19 protein-coding genes are annotated in these 19727 nt (G+C 73.1%); 11 read left to right on the top strand and 8 right to left on the bottom strand.

Translation table 11 applies throughout. The annotated features are described in order from the left end of the window. Positions 1 to 137: 137 nt before the first annotated feature. Together OG736_RS34930 and OG736_RS34925 are read left to right on the top strand one after the other, a co-directional pair. The gene (locus OG736_RS34930; protein WP_327187791.1) at positions 138 to 599 is read left to right on the top strand and encodes a hypothetical protein; all 462 of its coding nucleotides are present in this window, start codon (positions 138 to 140) and stop codon (positions 597 to 599) included. Beyond that, a complete protein-coding gene (locus OG736_RS34925; protein ID WP_327185940.1) occupies positions 596 to 1120 on the top strand; it encodes a hypothetical protein in 525 nt (174 codons plus the stop codon). The genes OG736_RS34930 and OG736_RS34925 overlap by 4 nt, the downstream gene beginning before the upstream one ends. Here the strand turns inward: OG736_RS34925 and OG736_RS34920 are convergent. The 3 genes from OG736_RS34920 to OG736_RS34910 form a co-directional block, all read right to left on the bottom strand. Continuing rightward, the gene (locus OG736_RS34920; RefSeq protein ID WP_327187790.1) at positions 1068 to 1832 is read right to left on the bottom strand and encodes a class I SAM-dependent methyltransferase; all 765 of its coding nucleotides are present in this window, start codon (positions 1830 to 1832) and stop codon (positions 1068 to 1070) included. The two genes, OG736_RS34925 and OG736_RS34920, sit on opposite strands and share 53 nt — an antisense overlap. 127 nt (positions 1833 to 1959) lie before the next feature. After that, positions 1960 to 2265 carry a 4a-hydroxytetrahydrobiopterin dehydratase gene (locus OG736_RS34915; protein ID WP_327185939.1) on the bottom strand — a complete coding sequence of 102 codons (306 nt, stop codon included), beginning with the start codon at positions 2263 to 2265 and terminating at the stop codon, positions 1960 to 1962. An 87-nt stretch (positions 2266 to 2352) separates the two neighbouring features. Continuing rightward, a complete protein-coding gene (locus OG736_RS34910) occupies positions 2353 to 3423 on the bottom strand; it encodes an ADP-ribosylglycohydrolase family protein (protein WP_327185938.1) in 1071 nt (356 codons plus the stop codon). Between the two features lie 29 nt (positions 3424 to 3452). Between OG736_RS34910 and OG736_RS34905 the strand changes: the two genes are divergently transcribed. The 5 genes from OG736_RS34905 to OG736_RS34885 all read left to right on the top strand — a co-directional run bounded on the left by OG736_RS34905 (position 3453) and on the right by OG736_RS34885 (position 8516). Next, positions 3453 to 4301, top strand: coding sequence for a helix-turn-helix domain-containing protein (locus tag OG736_RS34905; protein WP_327185937.1), 849 nt, complete (start codon positions 3453 to 3455; stop codon positions 4299 to 4301). 109 nt (positions 4302 to 4410) lie between these two features. Further along, a complete protein-coding gene (locus OG736_RS34900) occupies positions 4411 to 5274 on the top strand; it encodes a Sco1979 family transcriptional regulator (protein ID WP_327185936.1) in 864 nt (287 codons plus the stop codon). Positions 5275 to 5413: 139 nt separating this feature from the next. Then, positions 5414 to 6235 carry an SAM-dependent methyltransferase gene (locus OG736_RS34895; protein WP_327185935.1) on the top strand — a complete coding sequence of 274 codons (822 nt, stop codon included), beginning with the start codon at positions 5414 to 5416 and terminating at the stop codon, positions 6233 to 6235. 143 nt (positions 6236 to 6378) lie between these two features. Then, positions 6379 to 8112: a right-handed parallel beta-helix repeat-containing protein gene (locus OG736_RS34890; protein WP_327185934.1), complete on the top strand. Its 1734-nt coding sequence runs from the start codon at positions 6379 to 6381 to the stop codon at positions 8110 to 8112. After that, positions 8109 to 8516, top strand: a complete 408-nt coding sequence (locus OG736_RS34885) for a hypothetical protein (protein ID WP_327185933.1) — start codon at positions 8109 to 8111, stop codon at positions 8514 to 8516. Before OG736_RS34890 ends, OG736_RS34885 begins: the two co-directional genes overlap by 4 nt. A gap of 91 nt (positions 8517 to 8607) precedes the next feature. Here OG736_RS34885 and OG736_RS34880 read toward each other — a convergent pair whose 3' ends face one another. Next, the gene (locus OG736_RS34880; RefSeq protein WP_020125610.1) at positions 8608 to 9033 is read right to left on the bottom strand and encodes an OsmC family peroxiredoxin; all 426 of its coding nucleotides are present in this window, start codon (positions 9031 to 9033) and stop codon (positions 8608 to 8610) included. 222 nt (positions 9034 to 9255) lie between these two features. Between OG736_RS34880 and OG736_RS34875 the strand changes: the two genes are divergently transcribed. Continuing rightward, positions 9256 to 10038: a tetratricopeptide repeat protein gene (locus OG736_RS34875; RefSeq protein ID WP_327185932.1), complete on the top strand. Its 783-nt coding sequence runs from the start codon at positions 9256 to 9258 to the stop codon at positions 10036 to 10038. Beyond that, on the top strand, positions 10028 to 12604 hold the full coding sequence (locus OG736_RS34870) for a VWA domain-containing protein (protein ID WP_327185931.1): 2577 nt from the start codon (positions 10028 to 10030) through the stop codon (positions 12602 to 12604). The genes OG736_RS34875 and OG736_RS34870 overlap by 11 nt, the downstream gene beginning before the upstream one ends. A gap of 22 nt (positions 12605 to 12626) precedes the next feature. Here OG736_RS34870 and OG736_RS34865 read toward each other — a convergent pair whose 3' ends face one another. The 4 genes from OG736_RS34865 to OG736_RS34850 form a co-directional block, all read right to left on the bottom strand. After that, positions 12627 to 14423 carry a vWA domain-containing protein gene (locus OG736_RS34865; protein ID WP_327185930.1) on the bottom strand — a complete coding sequence of 599 codons (1797 nt, stop codon included), beginning with the start codon at positions 14421 to 14423 and terminating at the stop codon, positions 12627 to 12629. Continuing rightward, entirely contained in the window at positions 14420 to 15481 is a 1062-nt protein-coding gene (locus OG736_RS34860) for an ATP-binding protein (RefSeq protein ID WP_327185929.1), read from the bottom strand. The genes OG736_RS34865 and OG736_RS34860 overlap by 4 nt, the downstream gene beginning before the upstream one ends. A 141-nt stretch (positions 15482 to 15622) precedes the next feature. Continuing rightward, positions 15623 to 17737, bottom strand: a complete 2115-nt coding sequence (locus tag OG736_RS34855) for a phage holin family protein (RefSeq protein ID WP_327185928.1) — start codon at positions 17735 to 17737, stop codon at positions 15623 to 15625. Positions 17738 to 17819: 82 nt separating this feature from the next. Beyond that, entirely contained in the window at positions 17820 to 18221 is a 402-nt protein-coding gene (locus OG736_RS34850; RefSeq protein WP_327185927.1) for a hypothetical protein, read from the bottom strand. 84 nt (positions 18222 to 18305) lie between these two features. Here OG736_RS34850 and OG736_RS34845 point away from each other — a divergent pair, with 84 nt between their 5' ends. Next, positions 18306 to 19079 carry an MBL fold metallo-hydrolase gene (locus OG736_RS34845; RefSeq protein ID WP_327185926.1) on the top strand — a complete coding sequence of 258 codons (774 nt, stop codon included), beginning with the start codon at positions 18306 to 18308 and terminating at the stop codon, positions 19077 to 19079. Beyond that, positions 19076 to 19705, top strand: coding sequence for a DedA family protein (locus OG736_RS34840; protein WP_054241583.1), 630 nt, complete (start codon positions 19076 to 19078; stop codon positions 19703 to 19705). The genes OG736_RS34845 and OG736_RS34840 overlap by 4 nt, the downstream gene beginning before the upstream one ends. Positions 19706 to 19727 lie beyond the last annotated feature (22 nt).

The following is a 19727-nucleotide window of genomic DNA, read 5'->3' as shown; positions in this document are numbered from 1 at the left end:
CAGGATGTCAGTGAAGCCGGCCTAGCGTCCTGCCCATGACCTCTGTTTCCCCTGTTTCCCCCGATCTCCGTCCCCTCGGCCCCTCCCCCTCCCCATCCCCCTCCCCCACGCTCCCCTTCGCGGAGAAACTGCTCACGGTGCCCCCGCCGATCGAGGTGGCGGGACGGTGGATCAAGCGATACCACGTCACCTCCGACCCGGCGGGCATCGCGCCCGAGGTGGAGCGGGCGGCGTACGCGATCCTTCCCGAGCTGCTGCCGGCGCCGGACGGGACGCCGCCCGCCACCTTCGTCGTGCTGCACCGGGGCGGCGACGACGGCGCCTACCTCAACGCCTACAGCTGGGTGTGGGACAACGTCCTGCACTTCCGGGGCGCGGCCGCGGGCCAGCCGGTGCTCGGTTGCCCGGACGACGACCCGAGCCACTTCGTGACGACCGACCGGCCCTGGATCGGCTGCGTCTGGGAACTGCCGCCGATCCTGCACGAACGGGACGCGTGGGTACGGCACATGCTGGCCTGCCGCGCATCCGGAGTCCCCGACCTCGACGCCTACCTGACCGATTCCCTGTCCGAGGGAACGACCGGGGACCGCTCATGAGCAGCCCGCACGACTTCGACTTCCTCCACGGCGCGTGGGAGGTACGGCACCGCCGGCGCACCGAGTTCCTCGACCCCGACAGCGACTGGGAGGAGTTCTCGTCCACGGCCCACTGCCGGCCGCTGTTCGACGGGGCCGCGAACATCGACGAGATCGACATGCCGCACCTCGGAGCGAAGGGGCTGACGCTGAGGCTCTTCGACCGGGAGAGCGGCCGGTGGTCGCTGAACTGGTCGTCCAGCCGGAGCGGCAGGCTGTTCCCGCCGATGACCGGCGGCTTCGGCGACGCCGACGAACACCACGGCGGCCGTCGCGACCGCGGTGAGTTCTACGGCGACGACACGCACGACGGCAAGGACGTGCGGGCCCGGTTCGTCTGGTCCGGGGTGTGCGACACGTCCGCCCGCTGGGAGCAGGCCTTCTCGCTGGACGGCGGGGAGACCTGGCTGACCAACTGGGTCATGGACTTCAGCCGTCCGGAAGCGAACCGGGAACCGGTTTCCGAAACGCCCTCAGCGTGAACGCGGGGTCCGGGCGGGGCCGGTCCTGCTCGGGCAGGTCCGCGAGGCGGGCGGCGAACCCGTCGGCCAGGGGGTGACCGGGCGGCAGGGTGACGAACCAGCCGCGGCGCAGGTCCGCGATGGCCCGGCGCGGGCTGCGGCCCTGCCCCCGCCCGGCGAAACGGGCCTGCCCGGCCGGGACCAGGCCGGCTCCGACGGCGTACGACTCCACCAGCGCCGCGGTGTCGGAGGCCGGGCGGTGCGGGCGCGAGGACAGCACGACATCGATGTCGCTGCCCACGTTGTGGGAGGCACCCTTGTCGACGGTGGTGACGTACACCCCGCCGGGCCGCAGCACCCGGGCGCACTCGGCGACTATCCGCCGCGCGTCCGTGGCGTCCTCGACGAGGTGCAGCAGCCACACGCTGCTCACGGCGTCGAACTCCCCGTCCCGGAAGGGGAGTCGGCGGCCGTCGGCGAGGACGACCGCTCCGGGCAACCGGGCGGCGGCGTGGCCGACCATGGCCGGTGCCCGGTCCAGGCCCGTCACCCGCAGGCCGGGCCGCCCGGCCGCGAGGCGCCGGGTGACGATGCCCGTCCCGCAGGCCACGTCCAGCAGGCTGCGCGCCTCGGCCGGCACGAGACCGAGGACGCCCTCCGCGGCGGCCGCCGCCCTGGGCTCGCCGCCGCGCCAGGCGTCGTAGCGTTCGGCTTCCTCGTCGTAGTCCAGCACCCGCGCCCCCCGTTCCGTGACCACCGACCGCCGACCTCCGACCACCGCCCCCTGCTCGTACGGGCCCGCGCGGCCCGCCCCGCCTGCACCCCCGTCCGTCGCGCGGGTCGGCGCGAGTCGGCGCAGGTCAGCGGGCTCCGTGCGCGGGGGCCACGGCCTCCACGCGGCGGGCGAGTTCGACGTCCAGGTCGGTGACGGTGCCGCCCGCGCTGTGGGTGTTCACGGCGAGGGACACCGTGTTGTAGCCGAGGGTGAGCTCGCAGTGGTGGTCGAGCTCGTCCTGGATCCGCGCGACATGGACGACCAGGGCGGCCGCGGCGAAATGGGAGTCGAGGCGGTAGGCGCGGGTGAGGCGGTCGCCGTCCAGGGACCAGCCGGGCAGCTCGGACAGCCGGTCCTCGATCTCCTTCTGCGACAGCGGTTCGACGGCCATGGCACGGCTCCCTTCCTGATGTCGCGTACCTGTCCAGCGTGCCACAGGAAGGCCGTGACGGCCCTGGTCACCAGTGCGGCTCTCGGCTCAGTCGCGCAGGCATTCGGCCGCCAGGTCGTCCGCCAGCGCGGCGATCACGGCCCGGCCCTCCACCTGCTCCAGCCACTCGTGCGGCAGCGCGCCGTCGCCGTGCCGCGCGCCCAGGATGTTGCCGCAGATCGAACCCGTGGAGTCGCTGTCGCCGGAGTGGTTCACGGACAGGAGCAGGGCGTCCTCCACTCTGTGCGTGACCAGCGCCGCGTAGACCCCGATGGCGAGCGCCTCCTCGGCGACCCAGCCGGCGCCCAGCCGCTCCACCTTCTCGGGGCTCGGGTCGCCCTCGGCGGCCAGGTCGAGGGCCCGGTCCAGGGCGGCCGACGTCTCCTCGTGGCCGGGGTGGCGGCCTAGCAGCCGCAGGGCGCGCAGGGTGGCGCCCTCGACGGACTCCCCCCGCGTCAGGTGCGCCACGATCGCGGCCAGGGCTCCGGCCGCGTAGTAGCCGGTCGGGTGGCCATGGGTCGTCTGGGCGCAGCGGGCGGCCATGCCGAAGGCGAAGTCGGCGCAGGGGTGGGCCAGACCGAACGGCGCCGAGCGCATCACGGTGCCGCAGCCCTTGGAGCCGGGGTTGACCGGCCCGGGCGCACCGCTCAGCTCGGCCCGCGGGTCGGGAACGTGGCTCTGGGCGAGCCCGGACAGGCAGGCGTTGCCGGGGGCGCGGCGGGCGTACAGCCAGCGTTCGGCGAGGAGGCCGCCCGTGACCCCGTCGGCCGGCCCCGGCCGCTGCTGGGTCTCGAGCCAGCGGCCGTAGGCCTGGCGCACCAGGGCGGTCTCCGCTCCGCCGATCCCCTTGAGCCGGGCCCTCCTGGCCGCCGTACGGAGGCCCTCGACGGTGAACAGGGTCATCTGGGTGTCGTCGCTGACGCGGCCGACCACGCCCTCGTCGTCGGGCACGAGCCGGGTCAGGCCCCTCGGTCCGTGGGCCGCGCGGATCCGGTCGAGGGAGGAGAACTCGACCGCGTAGCCGAGGGCGTCGCCGAGCGCCCCGCCGAGGAGGCAGCCCCGTACCCGGGCGCGGTACACCGCCGTCGACTCCAGGGAAGACTTCCGCCAGTCGTTCATCCAAGCGCTCCTCAACTACGGTCTTGCGTATGACCATTGTCCCGCCCAGTACGAACGCCTCCTCCGCCGCCCCCGCAGGCCAGCGCGTCGGCCCGCTGCTGCGGGGCTGGCGGGAGCGGCGGCGGATGAGCCAGCTGGAGCTGGCGTTGCGCGCCGACTCCTCGGCCCGGCACATCAGCTTCGTCGAGACGGGCCGGTCCCGGCCCAGCGAGGAGATGGTGCTGCGGCTCGCCGAGCACCTCGACGTGCCGGTGCGTGAGCGCAACGCGCTGCTCCTGGCGGCCGGTTACGCCCCGCACTACCCGCAGACCCCGCTGGACGACCCGGCGCTGGACGCGCTGCGCGCGGGTCTGGAGCGGCTGCTCCAGGGCTACGAGCCGTATCCGGCGCTGGTGATGGACGCGCGGTACGACGTGGTGGCGGCCAACCGTGGGATCACGATGCTGCTGGAGGGCGTCCCGGAGTCGTTGCTCGCGCCGCCGCTCAACGCGATGCGCCTCACCCTCCACCCGCGGGGTCTCGCACCGCGCATCCGCAACCTGCGTGAGTGGCGCGGTCACCTGCTGGCGCAGATGGAGCGGCAGATCGCCCTGTACCGCTCGGCACCGCTGCGGGAGTTGTACGAGGAGGTCGCCGCGTACCCGGTGGCGGAGGACGGGCCGGCGACGGCAGGCGGGCCCGTGGACGAACCCGCCGATCCCGTCCAGCACTTCGCGCTGCCGATGCTGATCGAGCACGAGGGGCGGGTGCTCTCCTTCATCTCGTCCGTCGCCACCTTCAACACCCCGATGGACGTGACGGTCGCCGAGCTGGCCGTCGAGACGTTCCTCCCGGCGGATCCGGCCACGGTCAAGTACCTCCACTCGCTCGTCAACTGACGTCACCTCAGATCAGAATCCAGATGAATGTTCGACTCCGTTCCCGTGAGAGTGACGCCGGAACGTGGCACACTGGCCCGCGTGCCTCGAGGCGTAGGGGAGACGTGGGGTGAGTGAACGACGGCCCGCACCCACGGTGGGCCAGGTGGTACTGGGCAGGCGGCTCCAGGAGTTGCGTGAGGCGGCCGGCCTCGGCCGCGAGGAGGCGGCCCGCGCCCTGCGCGTGGCCCCGGCGACCGTGCGGCGCATGGAGACGGCCGACGTCGCCCTGAAGGTCCCCTATGTGCAGGTGCTGCTGGAGGCCTACGGCGTCGGCGACGAGGAGGCCGAGGCGTTCGTCTCGCTCACCGAGGAGGCGAACCGGCCCGGCTGGTGGCAGCGCTACCACGACGTGCTGCCGGAGTGGTTCAGCCTGTACGTGAGCCTGGAGGGCGCGGCCCGGCTGATCCGCTCGTACGAGCCGCACTTCGTGCCCGGGCTGCTCCAGACGGAGGCCTACGCGCGCGCCGTACTGGAGGCCGGGACCGTCGGCCAGACGACCCCGGAGTCGATCGAGCGGCATGTGTCGCTGCGCCTGGCTCGCCAGCGGCTGCTGGAGAGCGGCGACCCGCCCCATCTGTGGGTGGTGATGGACGAGACGGTGCTGCGCCGTCCGGTGAGCGTGGACGCCGCCGTGATGTCCGAACAGCTGGACAGGCTCGTGGAGTTCGCCGAGCGCGACCGGGTCACCCTGCAGGTCTCCGAGTTCGCGGCCGGCCCGCATCCGGGGACGTCCGCGCCGTTCTCGCTGTTCCGCTTCGCCGAGCCCGAACTGCCCGACATGGTCGTCACGGAGTACCTGACCGGCGCGCTGTACCTCGACGATCGCAAAGAGGTGTCCGCGCACCTGGAGGTCCTCGACCACATGACGACCCACGCCGCGTCCGCGCAGCACACCAAGAAGATCCTGCGGGACGCCCGCGAAAGCCTCTGAGCACGTCCCGTCGCCCGCCGGGCCTCTTCCCGACTCCCGGCCCCTGACTCCTGACCCCTGGATCCTGACCCCTGGCTCCCGAGCACTGGCTCCTGACTTCTGACCCCTGGCTCCTGACTCTCCTGGAGGCGAGACCCGCGTGACCGGATACGAGGCCGAGCAGGCACCCGCCCGCATCGACACCAGCAGGCCGCATCCGGCCCGCGTCTACGACTGGTGGCTGGGCGGCAAGGACAACTACCCCGTCGACGAGGAGCTGGCCCGCAGGATCCTCGCCGTGGACGGCACGGTGCTGCGCGGGGCGCGGGCCAACCGACGGTTCATGCAGCGGGCCGTCCGCACGGCCGCCGAGGCCGGGATACGCCAGTTCCTCGACATCGGCACCGGCATCCCCACCCAACCCAACCTGCACCAGGTGGCGCAGGAAGTGGCCCCGGAGTCCAAGGTCGTGTACGCGGACAACGACCCGATCGTGCTGCGGCACGCGGAGGCCCTGCTGCACGGTTCGGCGGAGGGCTCCACCCGGTATGCGCACGCCGACGTCCGCGACCTCGACACGCTGCTGCACCGGGCCGCCGACACCCTGGACTTCACGCGGCCGGTCGCGCTGTCGCTGGTGGCGCTCACCCACTACCTGGGCGACGACCCGGCGGGCGACGACGTGCACGGCCTGCTGAAGAAGTACGTCGCCGCGCTCGCGCCGGGCAGCTGGCTGATCCTCTCCCAGGTGACGCCGGACCTGAACCCTGCGGCCATCGAGAAGGCCGCGGAGAACTTCCGGCGCAGCGGAACGCCTTTCTACCCGCGTTCCCTGGCCGAGTTCGCCCGCTTCTTCGAGGGCCTGGAGCTGCTCGGACCGGGCGTCATCCCGGTCTCCGGCTGGCGCCCGGAGCCGGAGGACGTGGCGGTCCAGGCGGAGGGCATCGTGCCGGTGTACGCGGGGGTCGCCCGGAAGCCCTGAACCATTACCGGGGCGCGTCCGCGGCCAGGGGGAGGTCGGGTGGAGGCCACCGCCTGCACCCCCGGCGCCATCGACCCCTCCGGTAGCATCGGTGACCGGGAGTCGACGATTCGTCACGGGCGGGCGCTGCGGGGGACGCGGGCATGGTCAAGAGGTACGTAGTCGCGCCGCACGGGGGTCGTGGCACCCACCCCGACATCGGGTCCGCGCTGCGCGCCGCGACCGCGCGGGGCCGGGCCGCGAGGGTGGAGATCACTCCCGGCCACTACGAGGAACGGCTCTCCGTCCGGGGCGAGATCGAGCTGGCCGCGCTCGGTGACGCCGGTTCCGTGGTGGTGAGCGTTCCCCGCGGCACCGTGCTCGACGTCTCGGGTTCGGTCACCGTCCGCGGCCTGGTGCTGGTCGGCCGGGACGCCGACGCCGGCGTCGTCGACTGCCACGCGGGAACCCTCACCCTGGACCGGGTGGCGATCCGGGCGCACAACGGGGTCTGTGCGCACGCCCGGCCGGGCACCTCCGTGACGTTGACGGACAGCGAGTTCCGGTACGGCCGGACCGTCTTCGCCGGCGCCGCCGGGCAGGTCGAGCGGTGCCGGTTCACCGACGCCGCCGACAACGGGCTCGCGGTGATCGAGAACGCCCGGGTGCTGGTCCGGGACAGCCGGTTCGACGGCAGCCGGATCCACGGGGTACGCGTCAGCGACGCCTGGGCCCACCTCGTCGGGTGCGAGGTCACCGGCGCCGAGCAGGCGGCCGTGATGGCGGACACGCGGGCGGAGCTGACCGTCGAGGGGTGCACGGTCGTCGCCACGCACCTGGCGGGTCTGGCCTTCATCGAGCAGTCCCGCGGCTCCGTGCAGGGCACCCGCGTCACCGACGCCGAGAACGGGGTCCTGGTGGCGAGCGGTGCCGACCCGACGGTGCGCGGCTGTGTGTTCGCCGACTGCCGCGACACCGGCATCCACGTCCAGGACTCGGGCCGTGGCACGTTCGAGGACTGCGAGATCACCGGCGCGGGAAACGTCGCGGTGCTGTCGACCCGGGGCGGTGCCCCACGGGTGACCGGGTGCCGCGTCTCGGCGGGCAATGTCGGCATCGCCGTCACCGACAAGGCCAGAGGCCACTTCACCCGCGTCGACGTGCGCGACCTGACCGGCGTCGCACTGCGGGTCTGGGACGAGAGCAAGGCCGAGTTCGCGCAGGTCCGCGTCGAGCGCTGCCCGTTCGGCCTGGAGACGCGGGGCAACGGCGGTACGACGGCCGAGCTCACCGACGCGAGGATCCTCGACTTCGACATGGCCGCCGTGGCCGCCGTCGGCCAGTCCCGGGTGACCCTGAGAAGGGTGTCGGCGGAGCGCGGGCTGCTGGGGTTCGGCGCCGGCGAGGAGGCGCAGCTGCACGTGCACGACAGCGAGGTCTCCGCCGTGAGCACCGGTGGGGCCCTGGCGTTCGGCACGGCGCGGCTCGTCGCACGGCACCTCACCGTCACCGGCGCGGAGTCGTACGGCCTGTGCGGCACGGGCTCCGCGTATCTGGACGTCGCCGACAGCCGTTTCGAGGACTGCGCGGCCACGGGGCTGCTCTGCGACGACGCCTGCGGCGGCCGACTGGCGGGCTGCGCCGTGACCGGGGCGACGGGAGTGGCGGTGCAGCACAACGGCCGCGTCAAACTGGTCGAACTCCGGACGTCGCTGCCGGTCAAGGAGATCACGGAGCCGCCCCCGCCGCCGACGATCGTCAACCACTACCACGGGCCGGTCTTCGTCGAGGCGGTCCACAGCGCCCAGTTGGCGTGGAACAACACCAACGTCATCCAGCAGCAGACCGACCAGAACAACGAGAACAACGAGAGCGATCAGGACGGAGTCGGCCGATGAACGACCCGCAGCAGGTGCACCATTACGACGGTCCGGTGTTCAACGGGGGTGTGTCGAACTCCCAGTTCGCCTGGAACAACGAGACGGCGACCCAGAACCAGCAGCTCAACAACACGGTCGCCCCGGGACATGAGGCCCTCGCGACGCTGGTGACCGAGCTGCTCCGGCAGCTGCCCGCGGCCGGGCTCGGCGACCAGGAGCGCCAGGACGCCGAGAGCGCGGCCCAGGAGGTGCTCGCCGAGATCACCGGCCCGGAGTCGCCCGAGCCGGGCAGGCTCCGCCGCTCGGTGACCATGCTCAAGGGAGCCCTGGCGCCCGTCGCGACCGGCCTCGCGGCCGGGACGGCGGTCGGGGCGCAGGAGTGGGCGCAGTCCGCGATCCGGGGGTTGACGGGACTCGTCTGACCCGGGGCGGCCCTGCCCGGCGTGGTCCTGACGGCACGACGGGGCGCGGGGGCCTCGTACGGCTCCCGCGCCCCGGACCCGACGCGGCGGCTCAGGCGAGCTTGGCCGACAGGGTGATGGTCGTGCCGGTGAGCGCCTGGCTGACCGGGCAGTTCTTCTTGGCGTCCTCGGCGGCGGCGGCGAACGCGTCGTCGTCGAGGCCGGGGACGGTGCCCTCCACCGTCAGGTGGATGCCGGTGATGCCCTCTCCCGGCTGGAAGGTGACGTCGGCGGACGTGACGAGCTTGGTGGGCGGCGTGCCGGCACCGGCCAGGCCGTGCGACAGCGCCATGGAGAAGCAGCTGGAGTGGGCGGCGGCGATCAGCTCCTCCGGGCTGGTCTTGCCGTTGGCCTGCTCGGCGCGCGAAGGCCACGACACCGGCTGCTGACCGATGCCGGAGGAGTCGAAGGTCACGACCCCGTTGCCCTCGAGCAGGTTGCCTTCCCAGACGGTGTGTGCGGAGCGCGTGGTTGCCACGACGAATCCTTTCGAACTGTGACGGTGGAGACAGCGGGCGGTTCCGTGGACGGATGCCTTGCACCCATCCGATCACACCCGGCGTCGATCCACCCACCGGACAGGGCGGCCACCGCCGGGCGCGTCGCCGGGGCTTCGCCCGTTTCGGCCGGATATCACAGCCGGGCATCACTGCCCTCGGAAGTCCTGACGGGCGACATGGTGAAGCCATACAGTCCATACATGCTCGAACTCTTCCAAGTCCTCGGGGGCATAGCGGGATTTGGCGGCGTCGCGCTCGGTGTGCTGTACCTGCTCTACCGGGACTTCGTGCGCGACATCATCCGCAACAAGATGTTCCGTGCGCTCACCGCGACCCAGGCGACCGCCCTCTTCGGCGCTGTCATCGTGCTCACCTTCACCGTCGCGATCCTCGGTATCTTCGCCACGCTCGCCGAGAGCAAGAGCGTCCAGCAGTTCGTCGTGCTCGTCGGCATGCTCCTGGTGTTCCTGCTGGCCGTGCTGTTCATCGCGGCCCGGGTGGCCACGGGCGGCTCCCGCCGGGCACCGCGTGCCGCCGGAACGACCGGTGTCGAGCGGTCGCTCACCACCGTGCGCAGACATGTGGAGCGCAACGAGCCGGAGCCGGCGGAGCGTGCGCTGGAGGCGTCACGTCTGGACCGGGAGTCGGAGGAGTTCTGGTACTGGAAGGCCCGGATCGCCCTCGCCCGGGGAAACCAGCAGGGGGCCGCCCGCTATGCCGACGAGGCACTGGGCCTGGACGCCCGCAGCCCGCACGCCCTCGCCCTGAAGATCATGCTTCTGCTGCTCGGCAACGATCCGGCGCAGCGGGACCAGGCGGTGCGGCTGGCCGGGGAGAGCACCGGGCTGAGCGCCGAACTCGACACGTGGTTGCGGCGGTTGCGGGCCGAGAACATGTTCGACGGCGGGATGCGTACCCGGACCGGTTTCGAGACGCGCTGTCCGCTTCCCACAAGAACCACGGAGGGTGTGCATGCCGACTGAACCGAACGCCGCGGCGAGCGCGGAGACGGTCCTGTACGTGGGGCCGCTCGCCGGAGACGGCACCGGCGAGGCATGGGAGAGGAGGTTCCGGCGGCAGTCCCGGTGGTCAGGGTCACCGGCCCCGATGATCGCCCGGACACCCGAGGAGGTCGACGCGTTCGTCGCGAACCGGCCCGGCGCTGTCGTCCTGGTCCATCCCGGCGACGGGGCCCCGGCACCGTCGCCGCCGAACGGCGAGGTCCTGTCCAACTTCCTGCGGGCCCGGGGCGTGCTGGTGATGTGCGGCACGGGCGCGGGAGGGACCGCGCCCGTGCCGGGGCCGCCGCTGCCGGGCCCGGCGCTGCTGCTCACCCGGTTACCGTCGGCACCGGGGCGCGGATGGTTGTCCCGTCACCGTCACAGTGGGCGGGAGGCGGAGTGCCGGGCGTTCGCGGAAGCCCGCGGTCTGTCGGCCGCCCCCACCCTGACGACGGCGTTCGACCCGTTGTACGCGCCGTCGGACGGGTTCACCGTCGTGATCCATCGCGACGTCACGACTCCGCCCCCGGGAAGTCCCGACGAACCCCTGTGGCACTGGTTGCGGCAGGGGCTGGTGATCCGGCCGTGGCCCACGGCGCCCGAGGCCACCTGGCGTTCCTCTGCCGAACTTCGAGACGAGTCCTCGGACACCGGACTGTCGGACCGGTTGATGCCGAGGGGCCGCCGGGCCGCCCAGAACCCGCCCCCGCAAGCTGCAGGGGCTGCCCACGCCGCGCCCGTCGAGGACCGCTGCCTGCCCTTCGACGGCGACAGCGAGCCCACCTATTACACCGACTCCTACAGGGCCCAGGCCGCGCCGCCGCCCAGCTACGCCAGCCCGCAGCCCTCCCATGACTCGGCACCGCTCCCCGACTTCCTCCGGCCGGACGCCGACTTCATGCTGCCGCCCCCCTCGACGCCCGCTTCCGCCGGGTGGCCGGCCGGTCCCCCCGGCCGTCCCCACACCCCCCGCGACATCTCCCGTCCCCTCCCCCACGACGGCCTCTACGTGCGCCGCAACAACGCCTTCGGCACCCGTTCCGCGCTCGGGGTGAAGGAACTCATCGAGCAGGGCGTGATCGTCGGGCAGGAGCACATCAGGTTCGACGACTTCGTGGTGTCCCGGGACGGGCAGGTTCCCGGACCGCGGAGCGGGGAGGCCATCGCCGTCAGTCATGGACTCACCGCGGTGACGGGTGAGTTCAAGGCGCACGAGGCGACGACCCACTTCGTGGAGATCGCCCTCAAGGCCGGCCCGACGCCCGCGGACCCTGCTCTCGCCTCCGCACCGCTGCCCGTCAACTTCGTCTTCGTCGTGGACACCAGCGGTTCGATGCACGGCGAGAAGCTCGACACCGTCAAGTCGTCGCTGCACACGATCTACGGACAGCTGCGTCCCACCGACTGCCTGGGCATCATCACCTTCGACCACCGGGTGCGCACCGTCCTGCCCGCGGCCACCAAGGAGGAACTGGAGCGGTCGGGGAGCTTCGCGTCGGTCGTCTCCGGACTGGAGGCGGACGGCGGCACGGACATCAACCTCGGGGTGCAGTACGGCATCGACGAGATCAGCCGCAACGCGGTGAGCGGGCGCACCGTCAACTGCCTGTATCTCCTGTCCGACGGCTCCCCGAACTCCGGCGAACGGGACTGGGTCAACATCCGCAGGAACATCGGGGCCCGGGTGCGCAGCGGCTTCACCGTGTCGTGCTTCGGCTTCGGCTCCGACGCGCGCATGCCCGAACTGTCGGCGCTCGCCGGGGTGGCCGGCGGACACTCGACCTTCGTCACCCGGCCCGAGCAGGTCAAGGCCGATCTGCTGGAGGACCTCGGCCGACGCGACCACCTGGCCGCGGTCGACATCCAGCTCCGGCTGGACATCGACCCGGCGGTGGAGATCCGGCACGTGTACGGGCACGACCCGGTCACCGACCCGAGAGCCCGGGCAGAGGTGTTCCAGCAGGCCCGGCAGGCAGCCGAGCGCGCCCGCAGCGACTACGGCGCCGACGCCCTGCCCGACATCATCACCGCCGAGAAGGGCATGCGGATCTTCGCACCCGACCTCGCCTTCGAGGAGACCTACTGGGTGGTCCTGGAGGTACGGGTGCCGACCGGCCGGGAGCCGTCCGCGCTGGGGACGGCGACCGTGCAGTACGTGGACACCCTGGCCCGCGAGAGCCGTCGGCACGAGTTCGACCTGGCGCGGGACACCTCCCTCGCCGCGGAGACGGTCCTGGTGCACGGCATCGGACTGTGGACGAGCGAGGTGACCTTCCATGCGCTGGACGACCTGTACGAACGGGACAAGGAAGCGGCCAAGCGCCGCCTCGAACGCCACCTGAAGGCGCTGGAGGCGGCACACGCCCACCATCCGGCCCAGGAGTTCCGCGACGACCGGGTCACCCTCAGCAAGTTCATGTCGCTGGCCGACTCCCTGGGCACCGTGGTGTCCTTCACCGACTCCCCCGGGGGCGGCTTCGGCGGCCCCGCGGTCCATCTGATGAACGACTTCGGGAGGGTCCGCTCCGGACACTGGGCCCGCCACTGACGCGCCCGGTACGGCGAGTCGTTCACCGCACGCGGAACACGGGCCCCCGCGCGGTGAACGGCAGTCGCCGGCCCTGCGGGATCAGGTACGCGTGCTCACGCCGTACCCGCAGCACGTCGCACCAGCCGTCGGTGATGACGAGCAGCGGCGCGCCCGGCGGGAAGTCGTCGGCGCGGTGCAGCAGGTCGATGCCGGGCTGGAGGACCGTACCGCCGCGGCCGTGCACACGGACCCGGCCGGCGATCTCGGTGACCGGCAGATAGCCTGCGTCGTGCGCGGCCGCGTCGCAGAACACGACGCGGGCGGCCGGGACGTCGCGGGCCTCGGCGTACGAGGCGATGGCGCCGAGCGCCTTGCCGAGCAGGGTGCGGTCCATGGAGCCGGAGGTGTCCAGGACGACGCCGAAGGTGCAGCGGGCGATCTCCTCGGGCGGCAACCAGCGGCCGGCACGCGGGATGTCGGGTGTGGAGGCCTGCCGGCGCGCGGGACGGGCGTAGGTCCGCACCGGCTCGGGGCGCGGCACGAACTCGTCGAACCAGCGGGCCAGTCGGGCGTCCCAGGGCAGCGGAGGGTGGCTGAGGGCACGGATCTCCTCCACCAACCCGCCGGGCAGGAAGCCGCGTTCCTGGCGCTGGTGCAGCTCGAGGCCCTGGGCGAGACCGCGCCGGTAGAAGCCGTCGAGGTCGACATAGTCGCAGGGCGGGCCGAGCGGGGCGCCGAGAATGTCGCCGAGGCCCTTGCCGCGCAGGGTGGCCAGTCGCCGCATCCGGCGCAGGTCCACGGTGATGCGGTCGTAGACCTCCTCGGCGGACAGTCCCGCCAACTCGGCGTCGTACAGCAGCCCTTCGGGCATGGTGCCGACCTGCATCTCGCGCAGCCAGCCGTTGACGACGTAGTCGCAGGCGACGTTGAAGAGGTAGGGGTCTCGGGTGCCGCAGCGGTCGCCGTGGCGCAGGGCGGCGTGCAGCATCTCGTGGGCGAGGACGAACCGCCACTCCTCGTCCTCGTAGCGGCGCAGCGGGTTGATGTAGATCTCCCCCGCCTCCGCGTTCACGGCGGCGATCGAGATGCCGTGCGCGCGGGCGAGTTCGGCGTCGGCGACGAGCTTGATGCCGGCCGCGAGACCGCCGAGCAGGGGGTAGGACGAGACGAACCAGCTCAGCGCCCGCTCCCAGGGCCGCAGGGGGGTCACCTCGCCGTGGAGGGAGGCGCGGCGGCCGCCCGCCATGTCCATCGCGGCGGACACGGTCCGGGTCAGGGCGGTGGCGAAGGCCAGCGGCCAGTCCGGTATCCGGCGCCCGGACCAGGTCCACCGCACGAGCACCTGGTCGGCTGCCGTCCCCGCGGTGCCGCAGTGCTCGTAGGCGGCCGGCAGCCCGGTGCGCCGCCAGCGGGCGGCGAGCTGCTCCTCGTCACCGCCCGGGTACGACAGCGGCAGCTCGTCGGGGGCGCGGCCGACCGGAAACGTCAGCAGAAAGCGGTTGACGACCATGCAGCGCGCGGCGAGGTCGTACCGGTCGGGCTGGGCACGCTCGCCCGGGGCCGCCGGGAGGTGTCCGAAGCCGAGGTGGAGGGCGGCGTGCGCGAGGGACCAGGCCCAGAGGTCGGGGTCGGCGAGCCGGGTGGCGTGGGCGTGCAGAGTGCCGTTGGAGTCGGCGCGGACGAGTCCGTCGCGGGGAGCCAGGGTGCACTCCTCGCGGCGGCAGGTGTCGAAGTCGACGGCGGCAAGCGCCGGGTTGCCGCGCAGCGCCAGCCGCCCGGCCTCGAACGCCTCAGCGGCGAGGTCCCGCTTCTTCTTGTCGCGGTCCTCCCGTTTCACCGGCGTGCCTCCACCAGGCGGGGCATGTCCCGGGCCGCCTCGACCAGGAACCAGGCGGGCAGCACCGGGTTGCCGTCGGCGTCGGAGGCGATGACGGTCTGGGCGACCTCGACGGATATCTCGGCGAGCTGCACGAGCAGCGACTTGGCGCGGTACGCGGTCTGCCGGCCCTTCGCCGACATGTGCTCCCGGACGGCGGGGAGTTCCTTGACGAGCCGGCCGCGGAACGAGTCGGCGAGGTAGTAGAGCAGGTCACGGTCCTCGACCCGGCGCGGCCAGGGGGCCTCGCCCTTGAGGATGGCCTCGATGCCGTACCGGCTGCGCACGATCTTGACGTAGCCGCGGAAGGCGGTGGCGTGCGTGGGCGTCAGCGTGCCGTGCGCCAGCACCGTGAGGGTGTCCTCGTCGACGTCGGGCCCGAAGGAGTGCAGTGCGTCGGAGAGCATGTGCCAGGAACGGGGGGTGGAAAACGGTTCCTCGGTTTTCGGCGGCTTGGACCACAGGTGGTCGGGCCGGTCGGTGAGGTGGTCGAGGACCCACGGGTGGATGTCGTTGTTCGCGGCCCACGTCAGCCAGTCCTTCGCGGACGCCTCGAGGTGGACATGGGTGAGGCGGTTGACGAGCGCGGAGGCGATGGGCCGGGCGAGCGCGTTGTCCGTGGCCCGGTTCCCGGCGCCGATGACGATCGAGCCCTCGGGGAGCTCGTAGTTGCCGATCCGCCGGTCGAGGATGAGGGAGTAGAACGCCTTCTGGACGTCGGGCGTGGCCGCGTTCAGCTCGTCCAGGAAGAGGCAGTACGGCTCGTCACGGGCGATGGCCTCCGGCGGGCAGAACACCGACCGCCCGTCCCGGATCTGGGGGACGCCGATCAGGTCCTCGGGCGCGAGCTGGGTACCGAGCAGGCTCACGCACTCCAGCCCCAGCGACTCGGCGAAGTCCCTGACCAGGGAGGACTTTCCGATACCGGGGGCGCCCCAGAGGAACACCGGCCGCACGGTGGCGAGACCGAGCAGCAGTTCGGGGATACGGGAGGGCGTGACCGTGACGGCAGCCTGCAAAGCAGAGGCTCCTCGAGAGATGCGGAAGGGGGCGCGAGCGCGCGGGATCCGGACGACCGGACCGGTACGGACAGTGTGTGCGTACGGCTCCTCCGGCGCAGCCCAATTTCAGGCGGCGCGCTCCTCCGGCGCAGCCCAATTTCAGGCGGCGCGCTCCTCCGGCGCCGTCTCGAGCGGTACCTGGGGCCCGTTGGACTCGCGCAGCCAGCGGCGCAGGACGCGGTGCACATGCTCCGCGCCGATCAGCTCCTCGTCGTCCTCGACGGGTGCGGACAGCGCGAGCGGGGACAGCAGGAACGGCCTGGCCTGGGCGCCGCCGAGGCCGCCGTGGGAGCCGATCTGCTCCTCGAAGGCGAGGACCTCGCCGTCGGCCGGGTCGTGGAAGGAGTTGACCATGATGTCGGCGGTGTGCGGGAAGGAGTGGGTGCGGCGCACGGCGTCGGCGGCTCCGGGCCCGAAGGCGGCCAGCGGGCCGGGCGTCCGGTCGAGTCGGTCGAGCGGTATCTCCGCGCCGTACGCGCCGAGGACGACCCCGCCGTGCTCCTCGCTGCGGACGAGGAGGAAGCCGACGCCGGGGTGGTTGGCGAGGGTGGTGAGCAGGGCGGGATGGCGGGCGTCGATCTCCTCCTTGCTCATCCGGTGCGGCACGTCCGGGAACGAGATCAGGCCGAGGTTGCCCGAGGCCAGCACGATCGGTTCCGAGCGGCGGCCGGTCGGGCGGTGGCGTTCGCCGCTCTCCTCGACGGGCCGTCGCAGCGCCGCGCGGACGGCCGCCCGGGCCTCGGCGCCGCTGTGGGTGCGTTCGGCCTTGCGCGGCACGGGCAGCCCGCAGCCGGCCCGCACCAGGTCGCCGAGGGTGAGGCCGTAGCGGGTGTGGAACGTCTCGCCGGGGCTCTGGCCGTGGTCGGACAGGACGACGATCCGGTAGGGGCGGGGCGCGTGCTCGGCGACGTTCTCGATCAGCGCGAGCGCCCGGTCGAGGCGGCCGAGGACCTGCTCGGTGTCCCGGCCGAGCGGCCCGGAGTGGTGCGCGACCTCGTCGTACGCCACCAGGTCGGCGTAGACGGCGGTGCGGCCGGCGAGCATGTCGCCCATCACGGCGGCCACCACGACGTCACGTTCGACGACGGTCGCGAAGGCGCGGACGAGCGGGTAGAGGCCGCCGCGTCCGACGCGTGGGCGCTCCTTGCGCAGCCGGGCGCGGGTGGACTGGCCCGTCTCGCGGCCGACCTCGGCGACGAACGACAGCGCGGTGCGCACGGCGTTGGCCGGGTCGGAGAAGTAGGCGAAGTAGCCGGCCCTGGACCGCGTCTCCCGGCTGCGCCGGCGGGCGGCGATGGACAGCACGAGGGCCTGCTCGTCCGCTCCGCCGCCGAAGAGGTTGCCGCGGCTCGCGCCGTCGGCGGACAGCAGTCCGCCGTCACCGGTGCGCTCGACCGCGCGGCGCTGGAGTTCGGCGGCGCTGGTGGGGCGGTTGCAGACCATCACCTCCCCGGTGTCCTTCTCGTACCAGCGGAAGGCGGGCACGTCGTGGTTGCTGCCGTGCAGGATGCCGAGCTGGCTGGCGCCGGTCTGGCTGGACCAGTCGGTGTGCCACCGGGTGAGCCGGTGGCTGGCGCGAGGGGCGCCGCCGCCCGCGCGGCCCTGCCCACGGCCCTGTTGCGGGGCGCTGCCCAGCCATCCGGCGACGGTCGGCATCAGTCCCTTGCGCACCGCCGCGGCCAGCACGTCGTGGCCGACGCCGTCGAGCTGGAGGAAGACGGTGCCGGGCGTGGCGGGGCAGGCGGCGCCGCCTCTTCGGCGGCGGTCGGCGAGCCGGTACAGGCGGCGGCGGTAGGCGTCGTCGTCGCGTACGGCCAGGGCGCCGCCCGTCGCGGAGGCGACGGCGGACATCACGGCGGCGACGATCACGGCGGTCTCCGGGGCGGCCTCGCTCTGCCCGGAGGGGTTCAGGCGCAGGGCGAGCAGCAGCAGCGAGCCGTTGAGGAAGAACACCAGCAGGCCGAGGACCAGCGCCGGTACGAGCAACAGCAGGCGCACCAGCAGGGGCCAGGCCAGGGCCGACAGCACACCGAACACCCCGGCGCCGACGGCTGCGGTCCTGGCGATGGTGGTGGCGCTGGCGCCGTCGGCGGACTGGAGCCGGAAGTCGGGCAGGATCCCCGCGAGCACCAGCATCGTGAGCGTGGAGACGCCCCACACCGCGGCGCTCCGCCCGGCCTGACTGACGGCCCGCCGCCACCGCACCCCACGCACGCCCCGTACACCTCACGTTCCGGCCCCGACGCCCGGGGGCCGCCCTCCACCCTGTCATATCGCGGTGACGGGCACCCCGGGGCTACCGCCCGTCGTAGCCGGCCGTCGGCATCGACAGTCGCCGGTGCACCCGGGCCTTCATCTGCGCGTCGTAGGCGGGCTCGGCGCTGCCGACCGTCTCCACCCGCACACCGCGCCGCGCGCACTCCGCGGAGAACTCCTCCACGGACGACAGCGCGCTCTCCAGCACCCGGCGGCTGGGCGCGACGAACAGGTCGACGCCGGCCCGGATGCCGTCCCACAGCACGCAGTGGTCGGCGCGCAGCCCGCTGACCAGCAGTTCCCGGCTGACGACGTATCCGCGCTCGGCGGCCCACCGCGCGCACATCGCGTGCTGGCTGCGGGAGTCCACCAGGAAGGGATCGGCGTCCAGTTCCTCGAGCGGCGTCAGACTCGCGATCGCCGTGACCCGCACCGGTCCCATGGCGTCCCCCTCACCTCCGGGTTTCGCCGCCGACCCTACTCCTGCCCGTAGGCTTCGGGGGAGTCGCGCGAAGGAGGCAAAGAGGTGGCGGTGGAGATCACGTGGTGGGGGCACGCCACCTGCACGGTCGAGGATTCGGACGTACGCGTGCTCACCGATCCCCTGTTCGCGCGCCGCCTCGCGCATCTGCGCCGCCGCCGGGGCGCGCTGCCCCCGCCCGGCGCCCGGCGCGCGGACGTGGCGCTCGTCTCCCACCTGCACGCCGACCATCTGCATGTGCCCTCGCTGGCGCTCCTTGCGCCGGGCACGCGCCTGCTGGTGCCCCGGGGCGCGCCGCGCGCCGTCCCCGGGCTGCGCCGCCTGCGGCATCTGCGGCTGAGCGAGATGGCACCGGGGGACGAGACCACCGTCGGCGACGTGCGGATACGGGCCGTGCCCGCGCGCCACGACGGGCGCCGGCTGCCGGTCGGACGGCACCGCTCCCCCGCGCTCGGGTACGTCGTCGAGGGCGAGGCCCGGACGTACTTCGCCGGGGACACCGGCCTGTTCGACGACATGGCCGAGGAGGTCGGGCCGGTCGACGTGGCGCTGCTCCCGGTGGGCGGCTGGGGGCCGCATCTCGGCGAGGGGCACCTGGACGCGGGGCGCGCGGCCGAGGCACTGGTCCGCCTGGCGCCGCGCACCGCGGTGCCGGTGCACTACGGCACGTACTGGCCGATCGGCATGGACGCCGTGCGCCCCCATGAATTCCATGCTCCCGGCGAGGAGTTCGTACGGCTCGCGGCGGAACGCGCGCCGGGGGTCGTGGTGCACCGGCTCGGGCACGGCGAGAGTGTGCGCCCGGAGGTCTCCCGGTGAAGTGGTGGCTCGCCGCGACCGTGACGGTCGTGCCGACGGAGGCCACGCAGCAGGCCCTCGGCTATCCGTCGTTGTTCCTCCTGGTGCTGATCGGGGCGCTGGTCCCGGTGGTGCCGACGGGGGCACTGGTCAGTACGGCGGCGGCGGTCGCCGTCCATCAGACGGTGCCGTTCGCGCTGGCGATGGTGTTCCTGACGGCGTCGCTCGCGGCGTTCTGCGGGGACGCGGCGCTGTACTGGCTGGGGCGGCGCGGGATGCGGTCGAAGAACGGCTCGCGCTGGCTGGAGGCGATCCGCTCGCGGGCTCCCGAGGAGCGGCTCGAGCAGGCGCAGGACAAACTCGCCCACCACGGCACGGCCGTACTGGTGCTGTCCCGACTGGTGCCTGCGGGCCGGATACCGGTGATGCTGGCCTGTCTGATGGCGGAGTGGCCGCTGCGCCGCTTCGCGCGGGGCAATCTCCCGGCGTGCCTGGCCTGGGCGGTGACCTACCAGCTGATCGGGATCCTCGGCGGCTCGCTGTTCCCCGAGCCCTGGGAGGGCGTGGTCGCGGCGGTCGCGCTGACCGTGGTGATCAGCGCGGCCCCGAGCCTGTGGCGCCGGGCCCGGGGAACCAGGGCCGCGTAGTCCGGGAGGCGTGCCGGTCCGG

The organism is Streptomyces sp. NBC_01334 (genome assembly GCF_035983595.1).
Lineage (GTDB): Bacteria > Actinomycetota > Actinomycetes > Streptomycetales > Streptomycetaceae > Streptomyces > Streptomyces coriariae.
This window is presented reverse-complemented; position numbering and strand designations above follow the sequence as displayed.

Excerpts from the sequence above, each read along its gene's own strand:
- OG736_RS34925 (WP_327185940.1), top strand. The coding sequence starts at position 596 with ATGAGCAGCCCGCACGACTTCGACTTCCTCCACGGCGCGTGGGAGGTA.
- OG736_RS34915 (WP_327185939.1), bottom strand. The coding sequence starts at position 2,265 with ATGGCCGTCGAACCGCTGTCGCAGAAGGAGATCGAGGACCGGCTGTCC.
- OG736_RS34910 (WP_327185938.1), bottom strand. The coding sequence starts at position 3,423 with ATGAACGACTGGCGGAAGTCTTCCCTGGAGTCGACGGCGGTGTACCGC.
- OG736_RS34905 (WP_327185937.1), top strand. The coding sequence starts at position 3,453 with ATGACCATTGTCCCGCCCAGTACGAACGCCTCCTCCGCCGCCCCCGCA.
- OG736_RS34890 (WP_327185934.1), top strand. The coding sequence starts at position 6,379 with ATGGTCAAGAGGTACGTAGTCGCGCCGCACGGGGGTCGTGGCACCCAC.
- OG736_RS34885 (WP_327185933.1), top strand. The coding sequence starts at position 8,109 with ATGAACGACCCGCAGCAGGTGCACCATTACGACGGTCCGGTGTTCAAC.
- OG736_RS34875 (WP_327185932.1), top strand. The coding sequence starts at position 9,256 with ATGCTCGAACTCTTCCAAGTCCTCGGGGGCATAGCGGGATTTGGCGGC.
- OG736_RS34870 (WP_327185931.1), top strand. The coding sequence starts at position 10,028 with ATGCCGACTGAACCGAACGCCGCGGCGAGCGCGGAGACGGTCCTGTAC.
- OG736_RS34850 (WP_327185927.1), bottom strand. The coding sequence starts at position 18,221 with ATGGGACCGGTGCGGGTCACGGCGATCGCGAGTCTGACGCCGCTCGAG.